This is a genomic window from Microbacterium festucae, from assembly GCF_025421715.1.
Classification (GTDB): domain Bacteria; phylum Actinomycetota; class Actinomycetes; order Actinomycetales; family Microbacteriaceae; genus Microbacterium; species Microbacterium festucae.
The window spans coordinates 565395-580371 of record NZ_JAOEFC010000002.1; the positions used below are offsets into that span (position 1 = coordinate 565395).

General features: G+C 72.2%; 18 protein-coding genes, 1 tRNA gene and 1 other RNA gene. 7 read left to right on the forward strand and 13 right to left on the reverse strand.

The genetic code is table 11. The annotated features are described in order from the left end of the window. Positions 1–6: 6 nt before the first annotated feature. Positions 7–438 carry a MarR family winged helix-turn-helix transcriptional regulator gene (locus tag N3K63_RS08825; RefSeq protein WP_261579779.1) on the forward strand — a complete coding sequence of 144 codons (432 nt, stop codon included), beginning with the start codon at positions 7–9 and terminating at the stop codon, positions 436–438. Beyond that, on the forward strand, positions 435–1688 hold the full coding sequence (locus tag N3K63_RS08830; protein ID WP_261579780.1) for an MFS transporter: 1254 nt from the start codon (positions 435–437) through the stop codon (positions 1686–1688). Before N3K63_RS08825 ends, N3K63_RS08830 begins: the two co-directional genes overlap by 4 nt. A 100-nt stretch (positions 1689–1788) precedes the next feature. On the opposite strand, the gene N3K63_RS08835 is transcribed toward N3K63_RS08830, so the two are convergent. Next, a tRNA-Lys gene (locus N3K63_RS08835) sits at positions 1789–1861 on the reverse strand. A gap of 93 nt (positions 1862–1954) precedes the next feature. On the opposite strand from N3K63_RS08835, the gene N3K63_RS08840 reads away from it, so the two are divergent. Genes N3K63_RS08840 through N3K63_RS08850 form a run of 3 tightly spaced genes read left to right on the forward strand, consistent with a single transcriptional unit; the run spans position 1955 to position 3941 of the window. Then, positions 1955–2785: an inositol monophosphatase family protein gene (locus tag N3K63_RS08840; protein WP_261579781.1), complete on the forward strand. Its 831-nt coding sequence runs from the start codon at positions 1955–1957 to the stop codon at positions 2783–2785. A gap of 17 nt (positions 2786–2802) precedes the next feature. Next, positions 2803–3402, forward strand: a complete 600-nt coding sequence (locus tag N3K63_RS08845) for a hypothetical protein (protein ID WP_261579782.1) — start codon at positions 2803–2805, stop codon at positions 3400–3402. Then, complete coding sequence (locus N3K63_RS08850; RefSeq protein ID WP_261579783.1) at positions 3402–3941, forward strand: YaeQ family protein; 540 nt, start codon at positions 3402–3404, stop codon at positions 3939–3941. Before N3K63_RS08845 ends, N3K63_RS08850 begins: the two co-directional genes overlap by 1 nt. Positions 3942–4172: 231 nt before the next feature. Here the strand turns inward: N3K63_RS08850 and ssrA are convergent. After that, positions 4173–4544: a transfer-messenger RNA gene (ssrA, locus tag N3K63_RS08855) on the reverse strand. 140 nt (positions 4545–4684) lie between these two features. Between ssrA and N3K63_RS08860 the strand changes: the two genes are divergently transcribed. Further along, positions 4685–5335: an SIMPL domain-containing protein gene (locus N3K63_RS08860; RefSeq protein ID WP_261579784.1), complete on the forward strand. Its 651-nt coding sequence runs from the start codon at positions 4685–4687 to the stop codon at positions 5333–5335. 27 nt (positions 5336–5362) lie between these two features. Here the strand turns inward: N3K63_RS08860 and smpB are convergent, their stop codons facing one another. The 4 genes from smpB to prfB are packed head-to-tail and all read right to left on the reverse strand — an operon-like array spanning position 5363 to position 9064. Beyond that, positions 5363–5839 (reverse strand): SsrA-binding protein SmpB, encoded by a 477-nt coding sequence (gene smpB, locus N3K63_RS08865; RefSeq protein WP_261579785.1) that lies wholly within the window; start codon positions 5837–5839, stop codon positions 5363–5365. 50 nt (positions 5840–5889) lie between these two features. Continuing rightward, a complete protein-coding gene (gene ftsX / locus N3K63_RS08870; protein ID WP_261579786.1) occupies positions 5890–6804 on the reverse strand; it encodes a permease-like cell division protein FtsX in 915 nt (304 codons plus the stop codon). Further along, positions 6801–7907 carry a cell division ATP-binding protein FtsE gene (gene ftsE, locus N3K63_RS08875; protein WP_261579787.1) on the reverse strand — a complete coding sequence of 369 codons (1107 nt, stop codon included), beginning with the start codon at positions 7905–7907 and terminating at the stop codon, positions 6801–6803. Before ftsE ends, ftsX begins: the two co-directional genes overlap by 4 nt. Positions 7908–7954: 47 nt before the next feature. After that, positions 7955–9064: a peptide chain release factor 2 gene (prfB, locus tag N3K63_RS08880; RefSeq protein WP_261579788.1), complete on the reverse strand. Its 1110-nt coding sequence runs from the start codon at positions 9062–9064 to the stop codon at positions 7955–7957. Positions 9065–9125: 61 nt separating this feature from the next. Here prfB and N3K63_RS08885 point away from each other — a divergent pair, with 61 nt between their 5' ends. Further along, on the forward strand, positions 9126–10370 hold the full coding sequence (locus N3K63_RS08885; RefSeq protein WP_261580077.1) for an MFS transporter: 1245 nt from the start codon (positions 9126–9128) through the stop codon (positions 10368–10370). Between the two features lie 65 nt (positions 10371–10435). Here the strand turns inward: N3K63_RS08885 and N3K63_RS08890 are convergent, their stop codons facing one another. Genes N3K63_RS08890 through N3K63_RS08920 form a run of 7 tightly spaced genes read right to left on the reverse strand, consistent with a single transcriptional unit; the run spans position 10436 to position 14914 of the window. Then, positions 10436–10867 carry a pilus assembly protein TadG-related protein gene (locus tag N3K63_RS08890; protein ID WP_261579789.1) on the reverse strand — a complete coding sequence of 144 codons (432 nt, stop codon included), beginning with the start codon at positions 10865–10867 and terminating at the stop codon, positions 10436–10438. After that, positions 10864–11337, reverse strand: a complete 474-nt coding sequence (locus N3K63_RS08895) for a TadE/TadG family type IV pilus assembly protein (protein WP_261579790.1) — start codon at positions 11335–11337, stop codon at positions 10864–10866. Before N3K63_RS08895 ends, N3K63_RS08890 begins: the two co-directional genes overlap by 4 nt. Beyond that, positions 11312–11716, reverse strand: a complete 405-nt coding sequence (locus N3K63_RS08900; protein ID WP_261579791.1) for a TadE family protein — start codon at positions 11714–11716, stop codon at positions 11312–11314. Before N3K63_RS08900 ends, N3K63_RS08895 begins: the two co-directional genes overlap by 26 nt. A 28-nt stretch (positions 11717–11744) precedes the next feature. After that, positions 11745–11939, reverse strand: a complete 195-nt coding sequence (locus N3K63_RS08905; RefSeq protein WP_261579792.1) for a hypothetical protein — start codon at positions 11937–11939, stop codon at positions 11745–11747. 46 nt (positions 11940–11985) lie between these two features. Beyond that, the gene (locus N3K63_RS08910; protein ID WP_261579793.1) at positions 11986–12900 is read right to left on the reverse strand and encodes a type II secretion system F family protein; all 915 of its coding nucleotides are present in this window, start codon (positions 12898–12900) and stop codon (positions 11986–11988) included. Further along, the gene (locus tag N3K63_RS08915) at positions 12897–13754 is read right to left on the reverse strand and encodes a type II secretion system F family protein (protein WP_261579794.1); all 858 of its coding nucleotides are present in this window, start codon (positions 13752–13754) and stop codon (positions 12897–12899) included. The genes N3K63_RS08910 and N3K63_RS08915 overlap by 4 nt, the downstream gene beginning before the upstream one ends. Continuing rightward, complete coding sequence (locus N3K63_RS08920) at positions 13751–14914, reverse strand: CpaF family protein (protein WP_261579795.1); 1164 nt, start codon at positions 14912–14914, stop codon at positions 13751–13753. Before N3K63_RS08920 ends, N3K63_RS08915 begins: the two co-directional genes overlap by 4 nt. Between the last annotated feature and the right edge of the window lie 63 nt (positions 14915–14977).

A 14977-nucleotide genomic window follows, 5' to 3' on the forward strand; every position in this document is an offset into this window, starting at 1 on the left:
TATGTAGTGACCGACCACGACGAGATCCTGCGCCTGCTGCTGGCCGCGCACACCCTCACCCGGGTGGCCGCCCTCGACACGGCATCCGACGCCCCCTCGGCGCAGTGGCGCACCCTCACGCTGCTGCGCGACCACGGGCCGCAGCGACTGGGTGACCTCGCGCACCTCAGTCGCGTCAGTCAGCCGGGGATGACACGACTGGTGCGCCAGATGGTGCAGGCGGGGCTGCTCGCGCGCACCACCGATCCGGCCGACTCGCGCGCCACGGTGCTCGCGGCCACCCCCGAAGGGCTGGACGCCCTCGACCAGTGGCGACACGATCTCGGCGTCGCCCTGGCGCCGCGCTTCGCCGACCTCGACGACCAGGAATGGACGAGCCTGCGCCGGGCCGCCCGCATCCTCGAAGACCGCATCGGCGCAACGAAGGAGGACAAGTGAGCACGGGTGCCAAGAGCACGGGCGGAACGACGGCGGGCAGGGTGAACGTCTGGCGACAGCCGGCCCCCGTGTGGGCGGTGGCCTTCGCGTGCGTCGTCGCCTTCATGGGCATCGGCCTGGTCGACCCCATCCTCCCGGCCATCGCCGAGTCGCTGCAGGCGACGCCGGTGGAGACCGAGCTGCTGTTCACCAGCTACCTCGTGGTCACCGGACTCGCGATGCTCGTCACCAGCTGGGTCTCCAGCCGCATCGGCGCCAAGCGCACGCTGCTGATCGGGTTGGCCCTCATCGTCGTGTTCGCGCTGCTGTGCGCGGTGTCGGGCTCGGTCGAGGCCGTCATCGGCTTCCGCGCCGGCTGGGGCCTGGGCAACGCGCTGTTCATCTCCACGGCGCTGGCCACCATCGTCGGCGCGGCCTCCGGAGGCTCGGCGGCGGCGATCATCCTCTACGAGGCCGCCCTCGGCCTCGGCATCGCCATCGGGCCGCTCCTGGGCGGCATCCTCGGCGAGATCAGCTGGCGCGGACCGTTCTTCGGCGTCGTGGCGCTCATGGCGATCGCGTTCGTCGCGATCCTCGTGCTGCTGAAGATGCCCGACGAGAAGCGCACGCCCATCCCGCTGTCCGCTCCGCTGCGGGCGCTGCGCACGCCTGCCCTGGCGGTGCTGGCCATCACGGCGCTGTTCTACAACATCGGCTTCTTCGTGCTGCTCGCCTTCTCGCCGTTCCCCCTCGGCTTCGGCGCGATGGGCATCGGCCTCACGTTCTTCGGCTGGGGCGTGGCCCTGGCGGTCACGAGCGTCTGGGTCGCGCCCATCCTGCTGCGGCGGATGCGGCGCACGACGGCGATGCTCGTCGTGCTGCCACTGCTGGCCCTCGACCTCATCGCCGCCGCGCTCGTCGTCGCCGACCCGGCGGGTCTGGTGGCCTGCATCATCGTCGGCGGCCTGCTGCTGGGCCTCATGAACACGATCCTCACCGAGTCGGTCATGGAGGCCACCGATCTGCCGCGCTCGGTCGCCTCGTCGGCCTACTCGGCCGTGCGCTTCCTCGGCGGTGCGGCCGCTCCCCCGCTGGCGGCGCTGCTGTGGCACGCCTACGGCGCGGCCGTGCCGTTCGTCTTCGCCGCCGCCTCGGTGCTCGTCGCCGCCGCGACGCTGCTGATCGGCCGTAAGGCGCTCCGGCGCATCGACGAGGCCGAGGCCTCCGAGGCCGATGAAGCCGCCGCGATCCTCGTGGGCGACGCCGCCTGAGACGGCGCGCAGACACGACAAAGCCCCCGGGAGACCGGGGGCTTTGTCGTGCGAAGCGAAAACGCCCCGGAGGCTGGCGAGAGCTTCCGGGGCGGTTCCGTGCACCCCCTGGGACTCGAACCCAGAACCCACTGATTAAGAGTCAGTTGCTCTGCCGATTGAGCTAGAGGTGCGTGATTCGCAACGTGGCGAACCGAGGGTCAACGTTACCATCTCGATGCCGTTCACCGCCAATCGAGGCAGGAACCGCTGACTATCCTGGTGAAGTGACCTCCCCCGCCGCCACGACGCCCTGGAGTGCGCCGTTCGACGGCGACCTGTCCGACGACCTCCGGCTGGCCCTGCGACTGGCCGATGCGGCGGACGCCGTGGCGATGGCGCGCTTCGATGCGCCCGACCTCGACGTGCGCACGAAAGCCGACGCCTCGCACGTGACCGAGGCCGACCTCGCCACCGAGCGCGCCATCCGCGCGATCCTCGCCGACGAGCGCGCCGGCGACGGCATCTTCGGCGAGGAGTTCGGCTCGGCCGGCGACAGCGCGCGGCGCTGGATCATCGACCCGATCGACGGCACCGCCAACTACCTCAAGGGCATCCCGATGTGGACGACCCTCATCGCCCTCGAGATCGACGGGGTGCCGCGCGTGGGGGTGGCCAGCCAGCCCGCGATCGGGCGGCGCTGGTGGGCGGCATCGGGCCAGGGCGCGTGGACGAACGTCCCCGGCGGCGAGCCGCGTCGCATCCACGTCTCCGGCGTCGACACGATCGCCGAGGCCAGCGCGAGCTTCCAGAGCATCACCCAGTGGCGCGACGCCGGCCGCACCGAGGCCCTGCTGCGCCTGGCGGACGCCGTGTGGCGCGACCGCGGGTACGGCGACGCCTGGCCGTACATGCTGCTGGCCGAGGGCCGTCTCGAGTTCGTCGCCGAGTTCGACGTCAAGGAGTACGACATCGCCGCTCTCGTGCCGATCATCCACGAGGCCGGCGGAAGGTTCACCGACGTCGACGGGGCCGACTCGCTGTCGTCGCTGTCATCGCTGGCGACCAACGGCATCCTGCACGACGACTTCCTCCACCTCCTCCACTCCCCCCGTTGAACCGGAGACCCCACCGCATGACCTCTCTCCCCCGCGCCTCCGCGCTGCTGCGCTCGAGCGTCGCCGTCTCGGCATCCGTCGTGCTCGTGGCCGCCCTCGCCGCCTGCTCGTCGACGCCCGCCCCCGCCGAGACCGCGTCGGCGTCGCCGAGCCCGTCGCTGTCGGCGGTCGGCCCGACGTCCACCCCCACCGCCACTTCCACGGCCGTCGCCGTCGGCGACCTCACCTGCGACACGCTGGTCGGCCCCGACACGCTGGCCGAGCTGCAGGGGCAGGGTTGGAGCTCGCAGCAGGGACCCTTCGCCATCGGCGACATCGAGTACCCCGACGGGATCTCGTGCTCGTGGGGCGACTTCTCGGTCGCCAGCGGCAACGTGCTGCTGTTCGGGTGGGCGCCCATCGAGGACGACGAGGCCGCCTCGGCGCGCACCGCGCTGCAGGCCGAGGGGTGGCGCATCGAGGAGGGGCCCGACGGCGACTACCTCACCGAAGACCCCGACCAGGCCCTCACCGTCGACGAGAACGGCTACGGCATGACCTACCTGTTCGGCGACGGCTGGGTGACCATGTCCGACACCAAGCAGGGTCTGCTCCTCATCGAACGCCCCGCCGCCTGATGGCCGCCGGCGCCACCGTCCACACCTTCACGGTGCAGCTGGCCGACGTCGACCGCGGCGTCTACGACGAGCTCGCGCTGCGCGTGGCCCGCCATCCGTCCGAGACCGACGCGTTCATGATGACCCGCGTGCTCGCCTACTGCCTCGAATACGAGGAGGGCATCGCGTTCAGCGACGGCATCTCGGCCACCGATCAGCCGGCGGTGCTCGTGCGCGACCTCACCGGGGCGCTGCGCGCGTGGATCGAGGTCGGCTCTCCGGATGCCACGCGGCTGCACTCCGGCAGCCTCCAGGCCGACCGGGTCGCCCTCTACACGCTGCGCGACCCCGCCAAGCTCGTGCCCGCCTACGCCGGCAAGCGCATCCACCGCGCCGACGAGGTGCTCGTGCACGGCTTCGAGCCCGGCTTCCTCGACGCCGCGGCCGACGCCGTGACGCGACGGAACGAGATGACCCTGTCGATCACCGAGCGCCGGGTGTACCTGGAGCTCAACGGCACCACCGCGACGTCGGAGATCGTGACGGAGCGGCTCGGCTGACGGCGGGGGGTCGGGCGGGGCGGGGGCGTTTCGACTCGCTGCGCTCGCTCAACGACCGGTGTGGGGGAGGGCGTTTCGACTCGCTGCGCTCGCTCAACGACCGGTGTGGGGGCGTGTGGGGGCGGGGCGTTTCGACTCGCTGCGCTCGCTCAACGACCGGTGTGGGGTGGCGGGGACGACGAAGGCCCGGCGTCCGCGAAGCGGGGCCGGGCCTTGGTCGGTGACAGTGGTTCGTGGAGATGGGGGGAATCGAACCCCCGTCCATCGCTGAAAAGCGTCGTCTTCTCCGGGCGCAGTCTGTGGAAGTCGTTCTGCTCGGCCCCGACCCTTTGTCACAGACACCAGAATCGACGAGCCCAGTCTGAAAGAGTCCCGCGCGGCGTTCAGACGCCACCGCGCAGCAAGATCCCTAGATGACGCCAGTGACCGTGAGGGGATCAATCACGGACTGACGGACTCGGGCTCGCTACTTACGCAGCGAGGGCGAAGTCAGACTGCTTCTTTTCGGCAGTTATTGGTTCGCAGAGATCGTTTACGAGATAACCCTGCATCCTCGGCCCGCTTCCCGTCGCATCACAGGCGATGTCGAAACCGATCATCCCCGTGCGCCTGACGGCAGGGCCACTGTCACGCTATGGAATTGTCAACCCGGATGCCGCGCACCCGAGCGTTACAGAATACATCGGATCGCAGCCCGGCGCTACTCCCCGAGCGCCACAGGGAGCCGCGCGTAAAGTCGTGCCATGAGCGATGTCGTCATCACCCTCCGCGGCGACCACGAGGTGCGACTGGCACCCGAGCGCGCGGTCGCCGTCGTCACCGTGGCCGTCGAGGGCCCCGAACGCGGGCGCGTCGTCGACCGGCTCGCCACCGCTGCCGAGCCGCTGCGCGCCGACCTCGAGGCGCGCCGCGCCGCCGGCGGACTGGCCGCCTGGCATAGCGGCCGCGTCGCGGTGTGGACGGAGCGGCCGTGGAACGCCGACGGCCGGCAGCTCGACCCCGTGCACCACGCGTCGGTCGAGCACACCGCGACGTTCACCGACATCCCCGCCCTGTCGGCGTGGCTCGATGTCGTCGCGCAGAACGGCGCTGTGCAGGTGGGCCGCATCGACTGGCAGCTGACCCCCGAGACGCGCCGCACCCTGGAGCGCGAGACGGCCGCCGCGGCGGTCACCGCCGCTGTCGAGCGTGCCACCGCCTACGCGGCCGCCATCGGGCACGCCGAGGTGGAGCCGATCGAGATCTCCGACGTGGGGCTGCTCGCCCCCGCCGGCGCCGCCCCGCTGATGGCCCGCGCGGCGTTCGCCGCCGATGCCGCCGGCCCCGCGATCGACCTCCGACCCGACGACATCGTCGTCACGGCATCCGTCGAGGCGCGCTTCCGCGCACGCTGACCCTGCCGGCTCCGGGGGCGGCTCGGGTCAGTCGCCGAGGCGGTTGCGCGAACGCATCGCGCGCTCGGCCTCGCGCTTGTCTTCGCGCTCGCGGATCGTCTGCCGCTTCTCGAACTCGCGCTTGCCCTTGGCCACCGCGATCTCGACCTTCGCCCGACCGTCCGAGAAGTAGAGCTTGAGCGGCACGAGGGTGTACCCGCCCGCGCTGACGGCGTGGGAGAGCTTGACGATCTCGTCTTTGTGCAGCAGCAGCTTGCGGGTGCGCTTGGAGGCGTGGTTGGTCCAATGCCCCTGCGAGTACTCCGGGATGTGCACGGCGTCGAGGTAGGCCTGCCCGCCGTCGATGTAGGCGTAGCCGTCGGTCAGGTTCGCGCGCCCCTGGCGCAGCGACTTGACCTCGGTGCCGGTGAGCACGAGCCCCGCCTCATACGTCTTCTCGATCGCATAATCGTGGCTTGCGCGACGGTTGGTCGCGATGACCTTCTCCCCGCGTTCCCTGGGCATGATGACTCCTTGCTCTGACGGCAGCCTGTCAGTCTATCCGACGGGAAGCCTCAGGCGCGCAGCCAGCGGCGGATCGCGAAGCCGGCCGACACCGCCGCCAGCACGAGCCCGATCGCGATGACCACCGGCACCACCAGCAGCGCATCGCCGAGATCCACCCAGGTGGTGATGAAATCGACCCGCTCCTGCAGGTAGCCGCCGACGCCGAACTGCACCCCCGCGACGATCGCCGCCGAGGCCAGGAGCGACCCGATGAACGCGGCGAACACCCCTTCGAGGATGAACGGCGTCTGGATGAACCTGTTCGAGGCGCCCACGAGCCGCATGATGCCGAGCTCCTTTCGGCGCGCGAACGCCGACAGCCTGATCGTCGTGGCGATCAGCAGCACCGCGGCGATCAGCATCAGCACGGCGATGCCGATGGCGATGTAGGTGGCGACGGTGAGCGCGGAGAAGAGCGGCTCGAGGTACTTCAGCTGGTCCTTGACCTGTTCGACGCCGTCGGTGTTGCCGAACGCCTCGGCGATGACATCCGACTGGGTCGGGTCGACGAGGTTCACCCAGAACGTCTCGTTGAGCTGCTCGGGGGTGACGAAGTCGGCGTAGTCGTCGCCGTAGAGCGACAGCACGTTGGCGTACGCCTCGTCGCGGGTCTCGAACCGGTAGTCGCGGATGACCGACTGCAGCGCCTCGCTGTCGAGCTTGTCGCGCACCGACTGCACCTGCTCGTCGTCGGCCACGCCGTCGGCGCAGCTGGGAGTCGACGAGATCGACGAGCACATGAACACGGCGACCTGCGCGCGGCCGACCCAGTAGTCGCGCATCTCGCCGATCTGCATCTGCATGAGCATCGCCGCGCCCACGAACGTGAGCGAGACGAAGGTGACCAGCACGATCGAGATGACCATGGAGATGTTGCGGCGAAGGCCCGTGAGCGCCTCGCCGAGGATGAGACGCACTCTCATGACGTGGGACCCACTTCGTCGTCGTCGGAGCCGAGGCCCAGGCGGCGCACGTCGACGCCCGACAGCCCGAGTTCGTCGAGGTCGACGGGACCGGTCATCAGCGGCACGCCGCGGGTGCTCGTGTCGGGCTCGCGCTGCTCGTCGGCGGCGTCCTGCTCGGTGGCCGCAGCGGCGGCCGGGGCGCCTGCGGATGCCGGGGCTGATGCCGGGATGGACGCCGCGGCGGCGGCCGGTGCCGGCTCCGCGGCGCGGGCGGGCTCCGCCGGGCGCGCGGCCGTGGCCGGCGACTCCTCGGCGGGGGTGGCCACGACGCCGCCCTGTTCGCGGGCGATCTGCTTCTGCAGCTCGAGCACCGCGGTCAGCGCCGCGGTGGCCGAGGCGCCGCGTTCGGGCTCGGGGGCCAGGCTCGGCAGCTGCGAGGTGTCGCCGTAGCCGCCGTGGCGGTCGTCGCGCACCATCACGCCGCCGCGCAGCTCGATCACGCGGCGCTGCATCTGGTCGACGAAGCCGGCTTCGTGGGTGGCCATGACGATCGTGGTGCCGCCGTTGTTGATGCGGGCCAGCAGCTGCATGATGTCCACCGAGGTGGCGGGGTCGAGGTTGCCGGTGGGCTCGTCGGCGAGGAGGATCTGGGGCCGGTTCACGATGGCGCGCGCGATGGCGACGCGCTGCTGCTCGCCGCCCGACAGCTCATGCGGCATCCGCTTCTCTTTGCCCTTCAGTCCCACCAGCGCGAGCGCTTCGGGCACGGCCTGGGTGATGAAGGCGCGCGACGAGCCGATCACCTGCAGGGTGAACGCGACGTTCTGGAAGACGGTCTTGCCGGGCAGCAGGCGGAAGTCCTGGAACACCGACCCGACGTGGCGCCGGAAGTAGGGCACCTTGCGTGAGGCCAGCGTGCGCAGGTCGCGCCCGAGCACGATCACCTTGCCGTCGGAGGGGGTGTCTTCGCGGAGGATGAGGCGCAGGCACGACGACTTGCCCGACCCGGAGGCCCCGACGAGGAAGACGAACTCTCCGCGCTGGACCTCGAAGCCGACATCGTTCAGCGCCGGCTTGGTCGTCCCGCGGTAGTGCTTGGTGACGTGTTCGAACCGGATCATGACCCGTCGAGCCTACGTCTGTCGGTGGGCGATCAGCCCAGCGACACTCAGTCCTCGTCTTTGCGCTTGCGCCACCGGATGCCGGCGGCAATGAACGCGTCGAGATCGCCGTCGAACACGGTGGCGGGGTTGCCCGACTCCTGTCCGGTGCGCAGGTCCTTGACCAGCTGCTGGCCGTAGAGGAAGTAGGAGCGCATCTGGTCGCCCCAGCTCGCGGTGATCACACCGGCGAGCTCCTTCTTCTTCGCCGCTTCCTCTTCCTTCTGCAGCAGCATCAGGCGGGTCTGCAGCACGCGCATGGCCGCGGCGCGGTTCTGGATCTGCGACTTCTCGTTCTGCATCGACACGACGATGCCGGTCGGGAGGTGCGTGATGCGCACGGCGGAGTCGGTGGTGTTGACCGACTGGCCGCCGGGGCCCGACGAACGGAAAACGTCGACGCGGATGTCGCCCTCGGGCACATCCACCTCTTGGGCCTCTTCCATCACCGGGATGACCTCGACGGCGGCGAAGCTCGTCTGACGCTTGTCGGCACCGCCGAACGGGCTGATGCGCGCCAGGCGGTGGGTGCCGGCCTCGACCGACAGCGTGCCGTAGGCATAGGGCGCGTCGACCTCGAAGGTGGCCGACTTGATGCCGGCGCCTTCGGCATAGGAGGTGTCCATCACCTTGACGGGGTACTTGTGACGCTCGGCCCAGCGCAGGTACATGCGCATGAGCATCTCGGCGAAGTCGGTGGCGTCGTCGCCGCCCGCGCCGGAGCGGATCGTGACGACCGCCGAGCGGGAGTCGTACTCGCCGTCGAGCAGGGTCTGCACCTCGAGCTGGCCGATGGCCTTGTCGAGGTCGGCCAGCTCGCGCTTGGCCTCCTCGACCGAGTCCTCGTCCTCCATCTCGTTGGCGAGCTCGACGAGCACGTCGAGGTCGTCGAGCCGCTGCTCGATCTCGGTGATGCGCTTGAGGTCGGCCTGGCGGTGGCTGAGCGCGCTCGTCACCTTCTGGGCCTTCTCGACGTCGTCCCACAGGTCGGGGGCGCCGGCCTCTTCGGAGAGCCGGGCGATATCGGCGGTGAGCGCCTCGACGTCGACCACGGCCTTGATGTCGGCGAACGTGGAACGCAGGGCCTGGATGTCGGCAGACGGATCGAATTCGAGCATGACAGTCCAGACTAACGTGGAACGGGTGGCTGGCACCGACTCCCCCGAACCGATCCGGCGGATGCTGTGGCGTCTGGCCCCCATGATCTACGGTCCGACGGTGCTGTTCGGCCTCGGTGAGGGCGCGGTGATCCCCCTCATCCCGGTGATCGCCTCCGAGCTCGGCGCCGATGTGCCGATGGCGGCGCTCGTGGCCTCGGCCCTCGTCGTCGGCCAGCTGTGCGGCAACATCCCGGCCGGGTGGGCGGTGGCCCGCATCGGCGAACGCGCGACGATGGCGCTCGGTGCGGTGATCGCCTTCGCGGGGGTGGTGGGGCTGCTCGTGGCGCCCAGCCTGCCGGTGCTGGCGGCATCCGTGCTGCTGATCGGGTTCTGCGCGGCGGCGTTCGGGCTGGCGCGGCACTCGTTCATGACCACCCGCGTGCCGCTGGCGTTCCGCGCGCGGGCGCTGTCGCTGCTGGGCGGGTCGTTCCGCCTGGGCATGTTCGTGGGCCCGTTCATCGCCGCCGGGCTGCTCGCGCTGTTCGGCGACGAGCACGCCGCGGTGTGGTTCTTCGGGGCGTGCCTGGTGGCCACCGTCGCCCTCGTGCTGCTGGGGCCCGACCCCGAGACGCGCATCGACGCCCGCACCGCCGACGAGGCGCTGGGCGAAGACACCGGCGAGGCGGTGACCGGCCCCATCGGCACCCACGCCCCCACCGGGGTGGTGCGCACGATGTGGCGCAACCGCGCCGTGCTGTCGCGGCTGGGCCTGGCGGCGGCGTCATTGTCGGCCGTGCGCTCGGCGCGCCAGGTGGTGCTGCCGCTGTGGGGCGTGTCGATCGGCCTCGACGCGCAGACGATCGCCCTGGTGGTGGGCATCTCGGGGGCGATCGACTTCGCCCTGTTCTATGCCAGCGGACAGGTGATGGACCGCTTCGGGCGGCTGTGGGCGGCGCTGCCGGCGATGGTGCTCATGGGCACCGGCTTCCTCGCGCTGGCGCTCACCCACGACCTCGACCAGGCGGCGATGTGGTTCGCGATGTTCGCCGCCGTGCTGGGGGTGGGCAACGGCCTGTCGAGCGGCATCCTGTTGACCCTGGGCGCCGACGTGGCACCGCAGTCCGAGCCGGCCGCGTTCCTCGGGTCGTGGCGCACGCTGTCGGATGCCGGTGGGGCGGTCGCCCCGCTGCTGGTCTCGGGCATCGCGGCGCTGTTCTCGCTGTCGATCGCGACGGCTGCCATGGGCGTGGTGGGGCTGCTCGGCGCCGGGGCGTTCCTGCGCTGGGTGCCGCGGTTCGTGCCGCGCGCCCGCGGCGGCGCGTAGCGGGCTGCGGCCGCGTCGCCCGGGCGGAACCACCGGTCGGGGCCGGGTCTCCGCGCCGTCGCTCGTCAGCGCAAGGCGGTGCGGCTGGTGGCCGTGGCCTGCAGGGTGAGTCCCTCGGGCACGAACAGGGTCAGCACCGGCGGGTGCCACACCGTCTCGACGGTGACCCGCGCCGAGACGCCGTCGGGCGTGTCTGCGGCGATGACGACCGCAGCGCCGTCGGCGGCCACCATCTGCTCGGCCTGCGCGCGCACGTCGGCATCGGTGAGCCGGGCGACCGGCACCCCGCCGTCGACGCGCAGCTCGAAGCCGTCGGCCCCGGCGAGGGCGGCGGCGTCGGCGACGGCATCCGCGCGCTTCTGCTGCAGGTAGAGGCTGGTCGCGTCGACGCAGACGAGCACGAGCACCAGCGCGAGCACGGCGTAGCCGATCGTGAGCAGCAGCACGCTGCCCTCGTCGTCCGCGGCGCCGGCGCGTGGTCGGGGCGCGGTGCTCATGGGCTCACCGGGTAGCGCGAGACCTTCTGCACCGCGGATGCCTCGACGGGCACCGCGACCAGGTCGTCGAGCCCGAGCACGGGCGGCACGAGCGGCAGCGCGACACGGGTCGACACCGTCACCCGCAGCGTCGCCCCCGCCGACGGGCACGCCGCCCCGGCGGGCGCGCACCCGATCCGCACCCGCAGGTCGGCCGGCGCCATGCCGTACTCGTCGGCGATCGCCGCGACCACCCGCTCGGCACGGCCGTCGGCGTCGCCGGGGTCGGGCGCGGTCGCGATGGTGCGCGCCAGCTGGCGGGCGGCGGCCTGCGTGCCCATCGCCTGCCCCTGGATCGTGCCGAGCGCGACGATCAGGTAGACGATCGGCACGAGCAGCACGAGCCCGGCGAAGATGAACTCGATCGCGGCCGACCCCGTCTCGGCGTCTGCGGGCGCCGCCCGGTCAGTCGAAGCTCTCGGCCGGCGCATGGGCGCTCACCTCCCAGCCGCGCGGGGCACCCAGTAGGCCGACCAGCGGCAGGGTCGCCGTGACCGTCACCTCGATCGTCGCAGCGCCGGGCGCCCCGGCATCCGCGATGGCCACCTCGGCGACGAAGCCCGCCCCGACCGTTCGCTCGATGATCTGCCGCGTGCGCGCGGCGCCCTCCTCGAGTGAGACGTCGGCGAGGGCCGCGTGGTAGGCGCCGTCGACGGCGGCGTCGTGCACGACGTTGCGCACGTACACCGCCAGCGCGAACTGCAGCACGGCGAGGGTGAGGATCGTCAACATCGACCCCACGAGCACGAACTCCACGGTGCTCGACCCCGCGTCTTCGGCAGCGCCCTGCGGTCGTCGACTCCTCGGCATCCGCGGTCCTCGATCCGGTGGCCGACGCTCAGAATGCCGAGACGCGCGAGATCGCCTGCTCGAACAGATCGGCCAGCGCGGGCCCGGCCAGGGCCCAGATCGCGATGACGAGTCCCGCCGTCATCAGCGTGACCAGCACCCATCCCGGCACGTCGCCACGTTCGTCGTCGATCAGCCGCAGGCGCTGCCGCGCCCCGAGTCTGCTCCGCCACGTTCCGTCCATGAACCGCTCCTTCCGTTCGGCGCGACCGCGCCGTGAGTGAGATGACCTATCCGAGCCCGAGCCGCAGCATGACCACGCCGGGGAACACCGCGAAGACGACCGACAGCGGCAGGATCAAGAACACGAGCGGCAGCAGCATGACGATCTCTTTGCGCCCCGCCTGTTCGATGAGCGACCGCTTGGCGTCTTCCCGGGCGTCGGTCGCCTGATCGTGCAGCACCTGCGCGAGCGGCGCGCCCCGGTCGAGCGCGGCCACCACGTGATCGGTCGCGCGCGACAGTGCCGGCAGCCCGATGCCCGTCGCCATCTCCTGCAACGCGTCGGCGAGGTTCGAGCCGGTGCCGCTGGCCAGCACCGCCCGGCGCAGCTCGTCGGGAAGCACCCCCGTGCCCACTTCTCCCACCCGCGCGAGCGCGTCGCGAAGACTCTCCCCCGCCGCCAGGCACAGAGCCAGGAACTCCAGCACGGTCGGGAGTTCTTCGTGCACGCGTCGCTGCCGCCGGCGCAGCGCGGCGGTCAGGTGCATGTCGCAGAGCACCGCGCCCAGAGCGCCGGCCACGACCGGGAGGATGCCGGCGACCGGCGTCGCCCGTCCCGTGACGCCCCACACGACGACCACGGCGCCGCCGAGGGCCACCCCCGCGCCCGCCCAGGCGAGCTGCCGGCCGCGGAAGCCGACCGCGTCGATGCTCCACCCTGCCTGCCGCAGCCGCGTTCCGAGGGCATCGGCCCCGCCCAGCCGCGCCAGCAGCGCGTCGCGGCGCCGCCGCCACGCGACAGCGGGCACGGCGGCCACGGGTGTGAGGCCGCGGGGGTCGATGATGTCGCGCAGGTAGGGGGCGAGCCGCCGCGAGAGGGTCGGCGCCGCCCAGCGCGGCACCCGCGTGGCCACCAGCAGCAGGCCGGCGGCCACCCCGCCGCCCAGCACGACCGCGTAAGCCAGGTGGGTGAGGGCGTTCATGCGAACCACCGCTGAGGTTCGGGCAGCCGGCCGAGGCGCATCATCAGCCGGTAGGCGACGACCGAGACGCCGGCGCCGATGAGCATGAGAAGGACGCCCGCCGGGCTCGCGTACGCCGTGGCGCCCTCGGGCCTTGTCGCCAGCAGGGCCACGATCGCCCACGGCGCGACCACGCCGAGCACCGCCGCCCCGCGGATCCACGACTGCCGCGCCTCGACCTCCGCCCGCAGCGCCGCCTCGGCGCGCACCGACGACGAGAGCGAGCGCAGCACCGTGGTCAGCTCGCTCCCGCCCACCTGGCGCGCCATCCGCAGGGTCTCGACGATGCGGTCGCCGACCGGATCGCCGAGCACCGCCTTGAGCCGCAGGATGCTGGAGTCGAAATGCCCCGACGCGGCGACGTCCGCCGCGAAGCCGGCGAACGCGGGGCGCAGCGCGGCCGGTCCGGTGTCGGCGAGGGCGGCGACCGCTTCGGGGAGGGCGACCCCGGAGCGCACGCCCGACACGAGCAGGTCGCACACTCCCGGCCACAGCAGTCGGCGGGCGCGCTGCAGGCGCCGGGCGCGGGCGCGCAGGTAGGCCCACGGCGCCCAGCCGCCGGTGAGAGCTGCCAGGAGCGCGAGCGTCGGCAGCGCCGTCACCAGCCAGGCCAGGGCCGCAGCCGCCACCGCGCAGCCGGCCGCGATCACGCCGATGCGCGCCGTCGGGGCGTGTGCGTAGCCGGCGGCGTCCAGGAGCCGGCGGGCGCGCCCGGTCGGCGCACCGTCGCGGACGCCCATGCCCGCCGGCCACAGCCACGGGGCGGCCGTCAGCAGCACGCCCGCGGCGAGCAGCACCCCCAGCACGACGATCATGCGGCATCCGCCCGGTAGACGCTGCGCACCTCGACGGCCCCGGCGACCACCGCGCCGGTGGTCTCGACGATCTCGGCGACATAGCGCCGGCCGCGCGGCGACCGCTCGCAGTGCACGACGGTGTGCACAGCGCCAGCGACGGCGGGCAGGATGAACGCCGCGTCGATGTTGCGGCCCGCCAGCAGCGGCAGCGCGGCGAGCTTGCGCAGCGCCTCGGTCGCGGAGTTGGCGTGCACGGTGGCCGCCCCCGGCACGCCCGTGTTGAGCGCCAGCAGCAGATCGAGCGCTTCGGCGTCGCGCACCTCGCCGACGACGATGCGGTCGGGCCGCATGCGCAGCGCCTCTTTCACGAGGCGGCGCATCGTCACCTCGCCGGCGCCCTCGAGCGACGGCTGCCGGCACTGCAGCGCGACCACGTCGGGGGCGCGCACCGCGAGCTCGAACGTCTCCTCGACGGTGACGATGCGATGCTCGGGCGGACACGCGCCCACGAGCGCCGACAGCAGCGTGGTCTTGCCCGCGTGGGTGGCCCCCGAGACGATCACGCTGCGCCCCTGCGCCATCTGCGTGCGCAGGTGCCGCGCCACCTCGGGCGGCAGCGAGCCCGCAGCGACGAGGTCGTCGAGGCTGCGGTGGGTCGTGAGGAACTTGCGGATGTTGACCGCCCAGTGCTGCCGGGTGATGTCGGGGATCACCACGTGCAGGCGCGATCCGTCGGGAAGCGACGCGTCGACGAACGGCATGCTCATGTCGATGCGACGGCCGGTGGACTGCAGCATCCGCTCGACGAGGTCGCGCACCGCCGCCGCGGTGAGCACGAGCGGCACCCGCTCGCTGCGGCCCGCGCGGGCCGCGTAGATGCGGTCGGGCGCGTTGATCCAGATCTCCTCGACGCCCGGGTCTTCCAGCAGCGCCTGCAGCGGCCCGAACCCGGCGACCATCGCGAGCACCTCGTGCGCAGCGGCGGCCTCGTCGTCGATGAGGTCGAGGCCGCGCGCGAGGGCGACGTCGTTGTGCGCGCGCACCTCGGCCTGCGCGATCTGCGCTGCCCGCTCGGGCTCGCGCGCCGGATCGGTGCGCTCGCTGCGCAGCCGATCGCGCACACGCTCGGCGACCGCACGGGTGGCGGTGCCGGGCGCTGCGGGGGCGGCGAGGCTCATGCCCGGCATCCTCACAAAGCCCGGCCGCACAGGAGCGAGTTGTCCACAGCGCGCCGCGCCCAG